Annotated in this window: 14 protein-coding genes; all 14 read right to left on the bottom strand. The window is 67.3% G+C overall.

What is annotated here, in order from left to right:
- Positions 1–40 precede the first annotated feature (40 nt).
- Entirely contained in the window at positions 41–1,483 is a 1,443-nt protein-coding gene (locus BO1_RS54790) for an amino acid permease (protein ID WP_043288650.1), read from the bottom strand.
- A gap of 31 nt (positions 1,484–1,514) precedes the next feature.
- On the bottom strand, positions 1,515–2,744 hold the full coding sequence (gene kynU / locus BO1_RS40190; RefSeq protein WP_028222401.1) for a kynureninase: 1,230 nt from the start codon (positions 2,742–2,744) through the stop codon (positions 1,515–1,517).
- A gap of 65 nt (positions 2,745–2,809) precedes the next feature.
- Positions 2,810–3,835, bottom strand: coding sequence for an amidohydrolase family protein (locus BO1_RS40185; protein WP_028222400.1), 1,026 nt, complete (start codon positions 3,833–3,835; stop codon positions 2,810–2,812).
- A gap of 69 nt (positions 3,836–3,904) precedes the next feature.
- Positions 3,905–4,429: a 3-hydroxyanthranilate 3,4-dioxygenase gene (locus tag BO1_RS40180; protein ID WP_028222399.1), complete on the bottom strand. Its 525-nt coding sequence runs from the start codon at positions 4,427–4,429 to the stop codon at positions 3,905–3,907.
- A gap of 27 nt (positions 4,430–4,456) precedes the next feature.
- The gene (locus BO1_RS40175; RefSeq protein ID WP_407670065.1) at positions 4,457–4,888 is read right to left on the bottom strand and encodes a RidA family protein; all 432 of its coding nucleotides are present in this window, start codon (positions 4,886–4,888) and stop codon (positions 4,457–4,459) included.
- On the bottom strand, positions 4,885–5,679 hold the full coding sequence (locus BO1_RS40170) for a 2-keto-4-pentenoate hydratase (protein ID WP_028222397.1): 795 nt from the start codon (positions 5,677–5,679) through the stop codon (positions 4,885–4,887). Before BO1_RS40170 ends, BO1_RS40175 begins: the two co-directional genes overlap by 4 nt.
- On the bottom strand, positions 5,676–6,716 hold the full coding sequence (dmpG, locus tag BO1_RS40165; protein ID WP_028222396.1) for a 4-hydroxy-2-oxovalerate aldolase: 1,041 nt from the start codon (positions 6,714–6,716) through the stop codon (positions 5,676–5,678). Before dmpG ends, BO1_RS40170 begins: the two co-directional genes overlap by 4 nt.
- Before the next feature lie 14 nt (positions 6,717–6,730).
- The gene (locus BO1_RS40160; RefSeq protein WP_028222395.1) at positions 6,731–7,702 is read right to left on the bottom strand and encodes an acetaldehyde dehydrogenase (acetylating); all 972 of its coding nucleotides are present in this window, start codon (positions 7,700–7,702) and stop codon (positions 6,731–6,733) included.
- Positions 7,699–8,520 (bottom strand): 2-keto-4-pentenoate hydratase, encoded by an 822-nt coding sequence (locus BO1_RS40155; protein WP_043288648.1) that lies wholly within the window; start codon positions 8,518–8,520, stop codon positions 7,699–7,701. The genes BO1_RS40160 and BO1_RS40155 overlap by 4 nt, the downstream gene beginning before the upstream one ends.
- Positions 8,517–10,007 (bottom strand): 2-hydroxymuconic semialdehyde dehydrogenase, encoded by a 1,491-nt coding sequence (locus BO1_RS40150; protein ID WP_028222393.1) that lies wholly within the window; start codon positions 10,005–10,007, stop codon positions 8,517–8,519. Before BO1_RS40150 ends, BO1_RS40155 begins: the two co-directional genes overlap by 4 nt.
- A 126-nt stretch (positions 10,008–10,133) precedes the next feature.
- Positions 10,134–11,087, bottom strand: a complete 954-nt coding sequence (locus BO1_RS40145) for a LysR family transcriptional regulator (RefSeq protein ID WP_028222392.1) — start codon at positions 11,085–11,087, stop codon at positions 10,134–10,136.
- A gap of 39 nt (positions 11,088–11,126) precedes the next feature.
- Complete coding sequence (locus BO1_RS40140; protein WP_084688645.1) at positions 11,127–12,002, bottom strand: ABC transporter ATP-binding protein; 876 nt, start codon at positions 12,000–12,002, stop codon at positions 11,127–11,129.
- Positions 12,002–12,745 (bottom strand): ABC transporter permease, encoded by a 744-nt coding sequence (locus tag BO1_RS40135; RefSeq protein WP_028222390.1) that lies wholly within the window; start codon positions 12,743–12,745, stop codon positions 12,002–12,004. Before BO1_RS40135 ends, BO1_RS40140 begins: the two co-directional genes overlap by 1 nt.
- A 13-nt stretch (positions 12,746–12,758) precedes the next feature.
- On the bottom strand, positions 12,759–13,367 hold the full coding sequence (locus BO1_RS40130; protein ID WP_028222389.1) for a VOC family protein: 609 nt from the start codon (positions 13,365–13,367) through the stop codon (positions 12,759–12,761).
- Between the last annotated feature and the right edge of the window lie 28 nt (positions 13,368–13,395).

Here is a 13,395-nt window from a genome sequence, read left to right as displayed (position 1 = left end):
TTAAGGCCAAACAACATCAGCAAGCGAGCCGAGTGCCCGTTCAATTCCCAGACGCCTGGGCAGCCTCGCCCTGCGCAGCCTCGCCCTGGGCACCAGCGCTCTGAGCACCTAACGCGCGCCCGCGATACCAAACCCTATAGACAACCGCCAGCACCAAAAGAAACGGCACTCCACACATCAAAGTCATCCGAAACTCCCGAGTAAAAACCGTCGTAACCAACGCTGCCCCCATAAGCACCGCACCAGCAACCGAGGTACCCGGATACCCCCACATCCGAAATGCAAGCGCCCGCGCGCCAATCTTTCGCCGAAAAAACAGATGCGTCACAAAGATCATGAGCCAGGTAAACATGGCACCAAACATCGAAACAGACATCATCAACATGAACGACGCATCGGGATAAATCACATTGAGCACCGTCGCAAGCGCGATACCAATAGCCGAGAGCAACAACGCCGCCACCGGCACCCCATTCGCGCCAAGCTGGCCGAATCGAGCAGGCGCATAACCCGCCCGCGACAGACTGAACATCATCCGCGTCGTGATATAGAGCTGGCTGTTCATGGCCGAAAGCGCCGCCACGAGAATCACGAAGTTGATCACGCCAGCCGCACCCGGCACATGCGTAGCCGCCATCACTTTCACGAACGGGCTTTCATTAGCGCCCGCAGCCGTCCACGGCACGATCGCAAGCATCAGCGCAAGCGTCAGCAAATAAAAGAACACGAGCCGCAGCATAGTCGCCCGAAACGCGCGCGTAACCGCCCGGTGCGGATCCTGCGCCTCCCCCGCCGCCACAGCAATCATCTCAATGCTCAGATAGCTGAAAATCGAGACGATCACCGCCACCCACATGCCCCACACACCCTTCGGAAAGAACCCGCCGTGCGAGGTGTAGTTAGCGAACCCAATACCCGAGCCGGCCGGCGCGCCGAACACCACCCAGGCCCCGAGCACGATGAACGCCACGATGGCAGCAATCTTGAGCATCGAGAACAGATATTCGACGGCGCCGAACACCTTCACGCTCACGATGTTGACGCCGATGAGCGCCGCCGAGAAGCCCACGATCCAGTACCAGCCCGGGATCGCGGGAAACCAGTACTTCATGTAGACCGCGATCGCAGTGACTTCCGTGCCCACGGCAAATACGATCGACGACCAGTACGCATAACGCACCAGAAACCCGGCCAATGGCCCGATATAGTGCTCGGCGTAAGCGCCGAACGAGCCCGATGTGGGATGCGCGACCGTCATCTCGGCCAGACACCCCATCAGCAACAGCGCGATCAGCGCCCCAATCGCATAGCTCACGAGCACGCTCGGGCCCGCGAAGCCAATGGCGAAGCCGCTGCCGAGAAAGAGCCCGGTGCCAATGGCCCCGCCAATGGCGATCATCGAAAGCTGCGCCGTCGACAGGCCGCGCCGCAAGCCCTTCTCACGCTCGACGATCGCGTCGAAGCCCCTATGTTGCGTCATCATGTGTCTCCTCTGTCGTCCTGCCGTGGATGGGTCAGGTCACCGATTTACGTGCATGAAATGCTTCGTTATCCCAGGCGCGTGTTTCGAGAATGTCCTTGAGCGCCGAGACCGTGTCCCAGATGTCGACGTAGCGCACGTAAAGCGGCGCGAAGCCGAAGCGCAGAATGTTCGGCGCGCGGAAGTCGCCAATCACCTTGCGCGCGATGAGCGCCTGCATGACCGCGTAGCCCTCCGCGTGCGCGAGCGAGACCTGGCTGCCGCGCTGGCCGACGTCGCGCGGTGAGGCGAGCGTGCAGCCGAGTCCCGCGAGGTGCTGGTCGGCCAGTTCGATCATCAGGTTGCCAAGCGCCACGCTCTTGGCGCGCAACACCTCGAGGTCGACGCCTTCGAACGCCTCGAGCGCGGCCTCCAGCGCAATCACGCCCAGTTGCGGCGCGGTGCCCGTGAGCATGCGGTCGATGCCCGCGTGCGGCGCGTAGTCGTGGGTGAACTCGAACGGTTTCGCATGGCCGTGCCAGCCGGTGAGAGGCTGATTCAGGTCCGCCAGATGACGCCTAGCGACGAACACGTACGCAGGCGCGCCGGGGCCGCCGTTCAGATATTTGTAGCCGCAGCCCACGGCGAAGTCCGCCTCGCAACCGTTCAGATGCACGGGCATGGCGCCGGCCGAGTGGCACAGGTCCCAGACGATCAGTGCGCCCGCTTCGTGCGCCTTGCGCGTCACCGCCTCCATGTCGTAGCGCTTGCCGCTCTTGTAGTTCACGTGCGTGAGCGAGACGACCGCCACCGAGTCGTCGATGCTGGACATCACCTCCTCTGGGTCGACGCAGCGCAGCTCGCATCCTGTCATTTGCGCGACGCTCGACGCCATATAGACGTCGGTCGGGAAGTTCGTGCGTTCGGCGAGTATCACGCGGCGCTCCGCCCGCATGCGCGTCGCGGCCACCAGCACCTTGAACAGATTCACCGAGGTCGAATCGGCCACGATGACTTCGCCGGGTCCCGCGCCAATCAGCTTTGCAATCTTGTTGCCGGTACGCTGGGGCGCCGGGTACCAGTCGGCGTCGTTCCACGAGCGGATCAGGCCGTGCGCCCATTCATCCTCGAGCGCGGTTTTCATGCGCGCGGGCACGTTCGCGGGCATCGCGCCGAGCGAGTTGCCGTCGAGGTAGATCGTATCGGCCGGCAGGTTAAAGCGTGCGCGGCAATGCGCGAGAGGGTCGGCCGCGTCTAGCGCGGCGCACTGTTCCCGTGTGATCATTTGCTCAGGATTCCAATATATATTGCATGAGTGGCTGGATGAGTACGGACACCGCGCCTCCGGTTTCAAGGCGTCTTTGCTGCGGCCGGCTCCGTCAAGCCGAAGAAACGTTGCGCATTGCCGCCGAGGATCTTGGCCTTGGCGCTCGCCGTGAGTGTGGGATGCTCCGCCACCAGGTCGCCGATCTTTTGCTCGCCAAGCGGAAACGGGTAATCGGAGCCCAGCATCACGCGCTCCTCCCCCATCGTGTCCACGAGCAGTTGCAGCGCGCGCGGGTCGAAGACCGCGCTGTCCACGTGGAAGCGTTCGAGGTAGGAGATGGGCGGATGCGGGCAATCCTCGCGCACGATGTCGCGCTGCTCCCACGCGTTCTGCACGCGCCCGAGCAGGAACGTGAAGCTGCCGCCGCCATGCGCAAAGCACAGCTTCAGCGTCTTCGGAATGCGTTCGAACGCGCCCGAGAGAATCAGCGAGACGATGCTCAACTGCGTCTCCGCCGGCATCGCGACTAGCCAGGGCAGCATCCACTTCTTCATGCGGCCGTCGGTCATCATGTCCCACGGATGCACGAGCACGGGAATCCCGTCGTTGGCGCAATGCGTGAGGAAGGTCACGAGGTGGGCGTCGTCCAGATCGCGCGGCCCCAAGTGATTGCCGATCTGCACGCCGCGGTGGCCCGCGCGGCACGCGCGCGTCGCTTCGCGGCACGCGAGGTCGACGTCCTGCAGCGGCACCTGGGCGAGTGCCTGCAGGCGTGCCGGTGCGTGGGCGCAGAGTTCGAGCGCGCGGTCGTTCATGCGCGCCGCCCACTCATGCGCGCGGGCCGCGTCGTGGCGGTAGCCGAACATCACGGGCGTCGCGCAGATCAGTTGCTGGTCCACGCCCAGCGCGTCCAGCTCCGCGAGCCGCGCCGCCGGGTCCCACAAGGGGCGATGCACGGGGCGGAAGGCGCGCTCGCCGGTCATGATGGTGCCGTGCTCGCCGTCCGCGTCGATGCGCAGCCACGGCGCGTGCTGAGCATCGAGGGCAGCGGCCTCTTCCCGCGTCACGGGCGGGAAGAAGTGCGAGTGCATGTCGATTCGAAGTGTCATTGTCTGTTGATCGGTTGGAACGCTTCGGCGGCCCTTGTGGCGGCGCCCAGGGGGATCGCCGGTTGCCGGTCACCCGGCCTTGCCCGGATGGATCTGGCCGCACTGCGGGCAGCGGCGCTGCGCCTCGCTGGCGTAGAACGCCTCGAAGAGCGGCGGCAGGTCGTTCACGATGCTCTTGAGATGCACCTCCACGCGATGCACGAGGTGGCCGCAGGCGTCGCAGTACCACTCGAAGCCGTCCACCACGCCCGGCGCGCGTTGCCGTTCGATCACGAGGCATGCGCTGCCGGCCTCGGGCCGCTGCGGCGAATGCCGGACGTGCGGCGGCAGCAGGAACACGTCGCCCTCGCGCAGGTCGACGCGCTCCTTGCGTCCATCGATCCACAGGTTCAGATACGCGTTGCCGCGCAACTGGTAGAAGAACTCCTCGTGCGGATCGTCGTGATAGTCGCTGCGTTGATTCGGCCCGCCCACTACGGTCACGATGAAGTCGCTGTCCTGCCATACCTGCTGGTTACCGACGGGCGGTTTGAGCAGATGCGCATGCTCGTCGATCCAGCGCGGGAAGTTGAACGGTCTGCCGTAAGTCAACATGTCTGCCTCGCTCCACGCGGCTGGGGTTTATCGGTTCGGCGCGTACGCCACCGCTTTCATCTCGATCAGCAGATGCGGATGCGGTAGCTGATGCACGGCCACGGTCGTGCGCGTGGGCCCGGTCTCGTCGAAGTACTCGCCATAGATCTCGTTGTAGCCGAGGAAGTCGTTCATGCTGACGAGGAACGACGAGATCTCGACGAGGTTCGACAGGTCCGCGCCCTCGCTGCGAAGAATGTCGCGGATGTTCTCGATCACGGCGCGCGTTTGCGCGCGGATGTCGAGCGTCACGGCGCCGAGCTCGTCGGCGGCGGCGCCCGCGATGCTGTTGTCGGGCCGCCGCGCGCTCGTGCCCGAGACGAACAGGAAGTCGCCGGCGCGCGTGATGTGCGGGAAGCGGCCGCGCGGTTTGGCCTTGCCGGGCACCACGCGCGCCTGGGGAGTCGGTTGGTTCATCATGAGAGTCTGTGGTTCGTGGATGCAGTGGTGAATTCGGTGCTGCCGAGTCCGTTGACGAGGCAGTGCACGTGGGTATCGGGCGCCAGCGCATGCGCGGCCGTGGCGGCGCCCGCCATGATCAGCGAGCCGGCCGGCAGCACCAGCCCGCTTTGCGCGACGAGGCGCGAGGCTTGCACGACCGAACGCAGCGGGTGGCCAAGGATCGCGGCCGTGGAGCCCGTTTGCACGACGCGGCCGTTCATGCGCATCAGCACGCCCGCGTTGGCAAGCGTGTCGAAGCGGCGCGTCCACGGACCGATCGTGAGCCCCGCCGAGGAGCAGTTGTCGGCCACCACGTCTTCGAGCGAGAACTTGAAATCGCGGTAGCGCGAATCGATGATCTCCAGCGCCGGCGCTACGGCATCCAGATACTGCGCGGCTTCGAGCAGCGTGAGCGGCCGGTCGATGTCGCGGCTCGTGAGGAAGCACACCTCGGGCTCCACACGCGGGTGGATGAAGCGCTCGAGCGCGACGCGGCCGCCGTCCTCCTCGAGCATCGCATCGGTGAGCCAGCCCCAGATCAGGCTGTCCACGCCCATCTGGAGCATCTTCGCGCGGCTCGTGAAGCCGAGCTTCACCCCCACCGCGATCTCGCCGCGATCGATGCGCCGCTCGATCGACGCGCGCTGCACCACGTACGCTTCGTCGAGCGAGAGTCTCGCGCCCGGTGTGAACTCGGCAAGCTGCGCAATCGGCGCGGCGTCGCGCGCGGCGGTGTCGAGCCGGGCGGCCATGGCATCGAGATCGCTCATGCCGCCTCCTTCGCGGCATCACGCGCGCGCACGAGGTCGAGCGCGACGTCGACGATCATGTCCTCCTGGCCGCCAACCATCCGGCGGCGGCCGAGCTCGACCAGGATCTCGAACGCCGTGAGCCCGTGCTTCGCGGCCGCCGCTTCGGCATGGCGCAGGAAGCTCGAATAGACGCCCGCATAGCCGAGCGCGAGCGTCTCGCGGTCCACGCGCACGGGCCGCTCCTGCAAGGGGCGCACGATGTCGTCGGACGCATCGATGAGCCGCTTCACGTCGCAGCCGTGATCGAGCTTCATGCGGTCCACCGCCGCCACGAACACTTCGAGCGGCGCATTGCCCGCACCCGCCCCCATGCCCGTGAGCGACGCATCGATGCGGTCGCAGCCGTGTTCGAGCGCGACGATCGAATTCGCCACGCCCAGCGAGAGATTGTGATGCGCATGCATGCCCGTTTGCGTCGCGGGGTCGAGCACGGCCTTCATCGCATCGAAGCGCGCCGCCACTTCGCGCATATTGAGCGCGCCGCCCGAATCCACGACATAGACGCATTGCGCGCCATAGCTCTCCATGAGCTTCGCCTGTGCGGCGAGCGCCACGGGTGTTGTCATGTGCGACATCATCAGGAATCCTACGGTGTCCATGCCGAGCTCGCGCGCGTACTCGATGTGCTGCTTCGCGACGTCGGCCTCGGTGCAATGCGTCGCGATGCGCACGGTGCGCGCGCCCGCGTCCCAGGCGGCGCGCAAGTCGTGCACGGTGCCGATGCCGGGCAGCAGCAGCGTCGCCACGCGGGCGTGCTCGACCGCCCCCGCAACGGCCTCGATCCATTCGAGGTCGGTATGCGCGCCGAAGCCGTAGTTGAAGCTCGATCCCGCAAGACCGTCGCCGTGCGCGACCTCGATGCTGTCCACACCCGCCGCGTCGAGCGCGCGTGCGATCGCGACCGCCTGGTCGAGCGAATACTGATGGCGGATCGCGTGCATGCCGTCGCGCAGCGTCACGTCCGAGATATAAATCTTCTTCGTGTTTCCGGTCATGGCCGTCGTCCCCTTCATGCCGCCACGCGGCTTGCCGCGATCTGCTCCGCGGCGGCCAGCGCCGCCGAGGTCATGATGTCGAGATTGCCCGCGTAGCCGGGCAAGTAATGCGCCGAGCCCTCCACTTCGATGAAGACGCTCACCTTCAGGCCCGCGCGGCGCCCGTTCGCGCGGGTCTCCGGCGAGTTCGCCTCCTTGCCCTGGCCGAACAGCCGCTGATCGAGTTGCACCCGGTCGAACTGCACGGCCTGCTTGAGCCGGTAGCCGGGCACATAGCTCGCCACGGCGGCCACCATCGCGCGCACCGAGCGCTCGATGGCGCCAGTGTCGGCGTCTTCGTCGGTCAGGCAGTAGATGGTGTCGCGCATCATGAGCGGCGGCTCGGCCGGATTGAGCACGATGATCGCCTTGCCGCGCGCGGCGCCGCCCACGGTCTCGAGCGCACGCGCGGTCGTCTGCGTGAATTCGTCGATGTTCGCGCGCGTGCCCGGTCCCGCCGAGCGGCTCGCGATCGACGCGACGATCTCGGCGTAGTGCACCGGCGCCACGCGCGAGATGGCGTGGACGACGGGAATCGTCGCCTGGCCGCCGCATGTGACCATGTTGATGTCCGGCGCGTCCAGATGCTCGAACAGGTTCACCACCGGCACCACGAACGGCCCGGTGGCGGCGGGCGTCAGGTCGATCACGCGCACGCCATGGCGGCGCAGCACTTGCGCATGGTGCGCGTGCGCGCCGGCCGAGGTCGCATCGAAGGCAATGCGGATGTCCTCGAACTCGGGCATCGCCACGAGCCCTTCGATGCCTTGCGCCGTGACCGGCACGCCCAGGCGCGCGGCGCGCGCGAGGCCATCCGAGGCCGCGTCGATGCCGACCATCGCGCCCATGCGCAAATGCTTGCCGTGACGCAGCACCTTGATCATCAGGTCGGTGCCGATATTGCCGGAGCCGATGATGGCGGCCGCCAGCTTGTCGTTGTCTTTCATGACGCGGATTCCGGTTCGAGGGTAAAGGAGGCGCTCACACTGCCGAGGCCTTCGATCTGCGCGGTGAACACGTCGCCGGGCGCGACCGCGGCCATGGGCCCGAGCGCCCCCGTGAGCACGATGTCGCCCGCCGCGAGCGGCGCGCCCACGCGCACCATGGTGTTGGCGAGCCAGAGCGCCGCGTAGAGCGGATTGCCGAGGCAGGCCGCGCCCGCTCCCACGCTCACCGGCTCGCCGCGCCGCTCGAGGACCATGCCGCAGGCGATCGCGTCGAACGCGTCGAGCTTCACGGGCCGGTTGCCGAGCACGAAGAGACCACTTGAGGCGTTGTCCGCCACGGTGTCGGTGAGACGGATGTCCCAGCCCGCGATCCGGCTGCCCACGATCTCGATGGCTGGCAACGCATAGGCCGTCGCGCGCAGCAGGTCGGCAATCGTGTGCCGCTCGTGCGGCAGATCGTGGGCGAGCACGAGCGCGATCTCGGCTTCCACCTTCGGCTGCTGCGTGCGCGCGAGCGCAATGGGTTCGCCGTCGGCGATCGCCATGTCGTCGAAGAGCATGCCGAAGTCGGGCTGCGCCACGCCCAGTTGCGCCTGCACCGCCTTCGAGGTCAGCCCGATCTTGCGGCCCACGAGCCGACGGCCCGCCGCGAGCCGATGTTCGGTATTGATGCGCTGAACCGCATAGGCGGCCGCGAGCGCGTCGCCACCGAGTGCCGCGATGTCGCCGCGCACGGGCGCACAAGGGATGCCGGACGCCTCGGCTTCGCGCAGCCGGCGCGCGATCGCGTGCGCCGCGTTCAGGTCGATTGCGCTCATGCCACCCTCACGCAGACGTTGGTCAATTCCGAATAGAAGTCGAGCGAATGTCGCCCGCCCTCGCGGCCGATCCCCGAGAGCTTCGTGCCGCCGAACGGCGTGCGCAGGTCGCGCACGAACCACGCGTTGAGCCACACGATGCCGGTCTCGATGCGTCTGGCCACCCGATGCCCGCGCGCGAGCTGCGTGGTCCAGACGCTGGTCGCGAGCCCATAGGCGCTGTCGTTTACGCGGCCAATCACTTCGTCCTCCGTATCGAACGGCGCGAGGTGGCACACCGGCCCGAAGACCTCCTCGCGCATGCAGCGCGCCGTATCGGGCAGGCCGGTCCAGATGGTCGGCTGCACGAATGCGCCGCTATCACGCGCGTCGCCGAATGCCGGCACGCCGCCGCCCGTCACCACTTGCGCGCCCTCCTCCAGCGCCAGGCGGAAATACGACAGCACCTTGTCGCGATGGCCGCGCGAGATCAGCGGCCCCATCGTCGTCGCGGGGTCGTCGGGCGCACCCACGCGCAACGCTTCGGTACGCGCCTTCAGCGCCGCGACGAAGCGCTCAAAGATCGGCCGCTCGACGTACACGCGCTCGCTGCACAGGCACACCTGCCCCGCGTTCGTGAAGCTCGACTTGAGGACGCCCTCCACGGCCGCATCGAAGTCCGCGTCGGCGAACACGACGGCCGCGTTCTTGCCGCCCAGCTCGAACGACACCTCCTTCACGCCATCCGCCACGGCTTTCATGATCGCGCTGCCCGTGCGCGATTCGCCCGTGAACGTGATCGCCGAAATGCCCGGGTGCCGCGTGAGGAACTCGCCGGCCGCGTTCGGGCCGTGCCCGTGGATCAGGTTGAACACGCCGCGCGGCAGACCGGCCTCATGGATCACCTCCGCCAGCAGCGCCGCCGAGCCCGGCGTTTCTTCCGAAGGCTTTGCGACGACACAGTTGCCCATCGCGAGCGCGGGCGCGACCTTCCACGTGAGCAGCAACAGCGGCAGATTCCACGGCGAGATGATGCCGACCACACCGAGCGGCTTGCGCGTGACGTAGTTCAGATACTGGCCGCCGTCCGCCGTGTGCGTCTCGAAGCATTCGCTGTGCGCGCTGCGGATCAGCTCGGCGAAAGTGCGGAAATTCGCGACGCCGCGCGCCACGTCGAGCGCGCGCGCCTGCGCAAGCGGGCGGCCCGTGTCGGCCACTTCCGCCGCGACGAAGTCCTCGAAGCGCGCTTCAATGCCGTCGGCGATCCGGGTGAGCCACGCCGCGCGCTGGGCCGGCGTGGTCTCGCCCCAGCCCGCGCGCTGTGCCGTGCGCGCCGCCTCTACCGCGCGCCCGACGCTCTGCGCGTCGGCTTCGCATACGCGTGCGACGAGCGTGCCGTCCACTGGGCTCAAGTCGTCGAATGTCGTTGCACTGGCAACGAACTCGCCGTCGATATAGTGTCGCAATAGCCGCGGCGCATGCGCGGTGCCGGACGCTTCTGGAATCACAACGCCTCCTGCTCGATTGATGTGTTCACACCAGTCTAGGGAAGTCGCGCGACTCGCGACAATCAAACATTCGGCGCGCGATATGCCAATCTGGAATACCGGGCGGCGCGGCGCGCCACGCGGGCTTCAGCCCGCGGCGGCCTCGCGCAGGCACTCGATGAAACCGCGGCACGCGGCGCTCTGGGCCTTGTTCGAGCGCACCGAAAAGCCGATCGTGCCAAACGCCCCCGTCTCCGGCAGATCGAGGATGCGCAACAGGCCCGCGTCCGCGAACTGGCGCGCGGCCACGCGCGGCATCAGCGCGATGCGCGGCGTCTCCAGCAGCAGGCCGATGTTCGTGAGCAGCGAGAGCGACTCGACGATATCGGTCGGCAGCGGCAGCCCGGCCGCGCGGAACAGATGCTCGGCGGCGAGGCGGGCGGGCGAGTCGGGCGTGGGCAGGATCCACGGCAAGTCCACCAGCGCCGCCAGATGCACGACGCCCTCGGGCACCGGCGCGCCGCCCTTGCCGCCCATCACGGCGCAGAGCGACTCGTCGAACAGCGCTTCGTGCGTGAGCGGAAAGGCGCTGGCGATCGGCAGCTCGCGCTCGGGCAGGCGGCCCACCACGATATCGACGTCGCCGGTGGCGAGCGCGGGAAACAGATGGGCGGGCGTGCCCTCGCGCACGGTGACGAGCACGTTGGGCGCGCGCGCCTTGAGCTTCGCGATGGCTTGCGGCAAGAGCCGCGCCGAAGCCGAAATGAGCGTGCCGACGATCACGTGCCCGCTCGTCCCGAGGCGAAAGTCGTTCAACTCGTCGGTCATGTAGCGCAGCTCCGCCATCAGCGACTTCACGCGCTGGCCGAGCAGCAACCCGAGTTCGGTCGGCACGACGCCGCGGTTGGAGCGCGAGAACAGCTCGCCGTCGAAACACGATTCGAGCTCGTGTATCACTTTGGTCACGGCGGGCTGCGTGAGCCGCATCTCGTTCGCGGCGCGCACGACCGAACCGGTTTCGAGCACCCGCTCGAACACCATCAGCTGGCTCAGCTTGAGCCGGCGGATCAGGGAGAGCTCACTGAGGGGATTCACTGGCATGGCAGGCATTCACATCAAGTATGCGCGGGCGCGCCGCGCTCAAAACACGCCCATCATTTTTGAAAGTTCCGTCACGTAGCGGCCATAGCGCGGGTCGCTGCGCGTCTGGTCGGGCTGGCGCGGACGCGGCAGGTCGATCTTCACGTCGTGCTGCACGTGGCCCGGGCGCGCCGACATCACCAGCACGCGGTCCGAGAGGAAAACGGCCTCGTGAATGCTGTGCGTGACGAGCAGCACGGTGAGCGTGCTCTGCTGCCAGATGCGCAGCAGCTCGACGTTCAGGCGGTCGCGCGTGAGCGCGTCGAGCGCGCCGAACGGCTCGTCCATCAGCATCACGCGCGGCTCGAGCAGCAGGATCTGGCCGATCGCCGCGCGCTGGCGCATGCCGCCCGAGAGCTCGTGCGGATAGCGGTCGACGAACTGCGCGAGGCCGAGCGTGTCGAGCAGCGCGGGTAGCCGCGCCTCGACCTGCGCGCGCGGCAGCTTGCGCAGTTTCGCGCCGAGCCGGATATTGGCGCCCACGGTGAGCCACGGCAACATGTTGCTCGTCTGGAACACGACGCCAATGTCCTCGCCCGGCTCGCTCACGCGCCGCCCGCCCACGCAGATGCTGCCCGTGTCGCACGGCGCGAGGCCCGCGATCATGCGCAGGAGCGTGCTCTTGCCGCAGCCGCTCGGCCCGAGGATCGAGACGAATTCGCGCTGGCCCACCTCGAGCGAAACGTCCTCGAGCGCGCTGAACGCCTGCGCGCCGCCACGCGCCTCATAGTGCTTGCCCGCATGGCGGACTTCGATGAGCGCCGCTACGTGCTCATCGCGCTCATCGCGCGCACTTTGCGCACCGCGCGCGCCGGGCTCCGCGGCATCGGCCGCGCTCGCGCGCTCGCCGGCGCGCAACAGATTGACGAGTGCCATCACACCGTGACTCCTCTCCACCAGACCGCACGCGACACGAGATCGACGGCGCCGTAGAACGCCATCGCAAGCATCGTGACCACCAGGATTGCCGCGAACGATAGCGCCGTTTGCGCATTCGACGTCGCGAACACGATCAAATGCCCGAGACCGTCTTCCGAGCCGATGAATTCGCCGACGATCGCGCCGATCACGGCGAGCGGCATCGCGATCTTCAGGCCGTCCATCAGCGCGGGCAGCGCGGCCGGCAGGCGCAGATGCCAGAACGTGCGCGCGGGCGAGGCGCCGAGCGCGCGCAGGTGCTCGTCGAGATGCTGCGGCACGCTCGCGAGGCCACCCATCGTCGCGATCACGACGGGGAAGAACGCGAACAGCACCGCCGCGGCGAGCTTCGACGCAAAGCCGTAGCCGAACCAGACGATGAGCAGCGGCGCGAGCGCGATCTTGGGCATGCTCTGCAGCGCGGTCACGAACGGCAGCAGCGTGCGGCGCGCGATCTGCGAGAGGCTCGCGAGCAAGCCCAGCGCGAGTCCGCCCGCGAGCGCGAGCGCGAGGCCCGCGAACACTTCCCATGCTGTGGTGAGCGTATCGGCCAGCAGTTGCGCGCGCATGGCCCAGCCCGCCGCGAAAATCGTCGAGAGCGGCGGCAAGATGTACTCGCGCGTGCCGCTCCAGCGCACCCCAAACTCCCAGACGAGACCCACCGCCACCCAGAACGCCACCACTTCGATCAGCCTTTTCATTGTGCGCTCCGTTTCAGTCGTCGCCGTCGCGGGCCGCTTCTTGCCTTGCTTTCTGGCTTGCGGCGGGCTCGGCCGGATTGCCTGCGCCGCCCGCCTTCTGCGCGACGAGATGCGGCGGCGGCGGCACGACGAAGCGCTCGAACCGGTACTGATCGAACGATTCGATCGTGCGCTCCCACACCTGCGGCTCGTGCGGATCGTGCTCGCCGATCTGCGTCATCTCGCAGTAGATCTCGACGTTGTTGCCGTCCGGGTCCTTGAAGACGAGAAACAGATTGTTGCCGGGCCCATGCCGGCCGATCCCGCGCACGATCTCCACGCCGTGCGACTGCAGGACCTGCACCGAGCGCTCCATCTCCTCGTAGCTTTCGACGAGATACGAGAAGTGCTCGAGGCCCGGGCGCGTGTAGCGCGGCAGATCGTCGAAGTCGGGGCTGTCCTTGGGCAACTGAGACAGCGCGAGGTCGTGGTGATCGCTGCCCGCGCGCAGGAACACCATCTGGTCGCCGATCCAGTCGGACACCTTCAGGCCCAATACCTCGGTGTAGAACTGCGCGGAACGGTGAATGTCCCGCACCATCAGCACCATGTGTCCGAGGCGCCGGGGACGCAAGCTGTTCATAGCCACTCTCCTGTGGGGCGCGCGCACC

This window comes from Paraburkholderia oxyphila NBRC 105797 (genome assembly GCF_000685075.1).
GTDB classification, from domain to species: Bacteria; Pseudomonadota; Gammaproteobacteria; order Burkholderiales; family Burkholderiaceae; genus Paraburkholderia; species Paraburkholderia oxyphila.
Note: the sequence above shows the minus strand (reverse complement) of the source record. Positions and strands in the feature narration are given on the sequence as shown.

Excerpts from the sequence above, each read along its gene's own strand:
- BO1_RS54790 (WP_043288650.1), bottom strand. The coding sequence starts at position 1,483 with ATGATGACGCAACATAGGGGCTTCGACGCGATCGTCGAGCGTGAGAAG.
- kynU (WP_028222401.1), bottom strand. The coding sequence starts at position 2,744 with ATGATCACACGGGAACAGTGCGCCGCGCTAGACGCGGCCGACCCTCTC.
- BO1_RS40185 (WP_028222400.1), bottom strand. The coding sequence starts at position 3,835 with ATGACACTTCGAATCGACATGCACTCGCACTTCTTCCCGCCCGTGACG.
- BO1_RS40180 (WP_028222399.1), bottom strand. The coding sequence starts at position 4,429 with ATGTTGACTTACGGCAGACCGTTCAACTTCCCGCGCTGGATCGACGAG.
- BO1_RS40175 (WP_407670065.1), bottom strand. The coding sequence starts at position 4,888 with ATGATGAACCAACCGACTCCCCAGGCGCGCGTGGTGCCCGGCAAGGCC.
- BO1_RS40170 (WP_028222397.1), bottom strand. The coding sequence starts at position 5,679 with ATGAGCGATCTCGATGCCATGGCCGCCCGGCTCGACACCGCCGCGCGC.
- dmpG (WP_028222396.1), bottom strand. The coding sequence starts at position 6,716 with ATGACCGGAAACACGAAGAAGATTTATATCTCGGACGTGACGCTGCGC.
- BO1_RS40160 (WP_028222395.1), bottom strand. The coding sequence starts at position 7,702 with ATGAAAGACAACGACAAGCTGGCGGCCGCCATCATCGGCTCCGGCAAT.
- BO1_RS40155 (WP_043288648.1), bottom strand. The coding sequence starts at position 8,520 with ATGAGCGCAATCGACCTGAACGCGGCGCACGCGATCGCGCGCCGGCTG.
- BO1_RS40145 (WP_028222392.1), bottom strand. The coding sequence starts at position 11,087 with ATGCCAGTGAATCCCCTCAGTGAGCTCTCCCTGATCCGCCGGCTCAAG.
- BO1_RS40140 (WP_084688645.1), bottom strand. The coding sequence starts at position 12,002 with ATGGCACTCGTCAATCTGTTGCGCGCCGGCGAGCGCGCGAGCGCGGCC.
- BO1_RS40135 (WP_028222390.1), bottom strand. The coding sequence starts at position 12,745 with ATGAAAAGGCTGATCGAAGTGGTGGCGTTCTGGGTGGCGGTGGGTCTC.
- BO1_RS40130 (WP_028222389.1), bottom strand. The coding sequence starts at position 13,367 with ATGAACAGCTTGCGTCCCCGGCGCCTCGGACACATGGTGCTGATGGTG.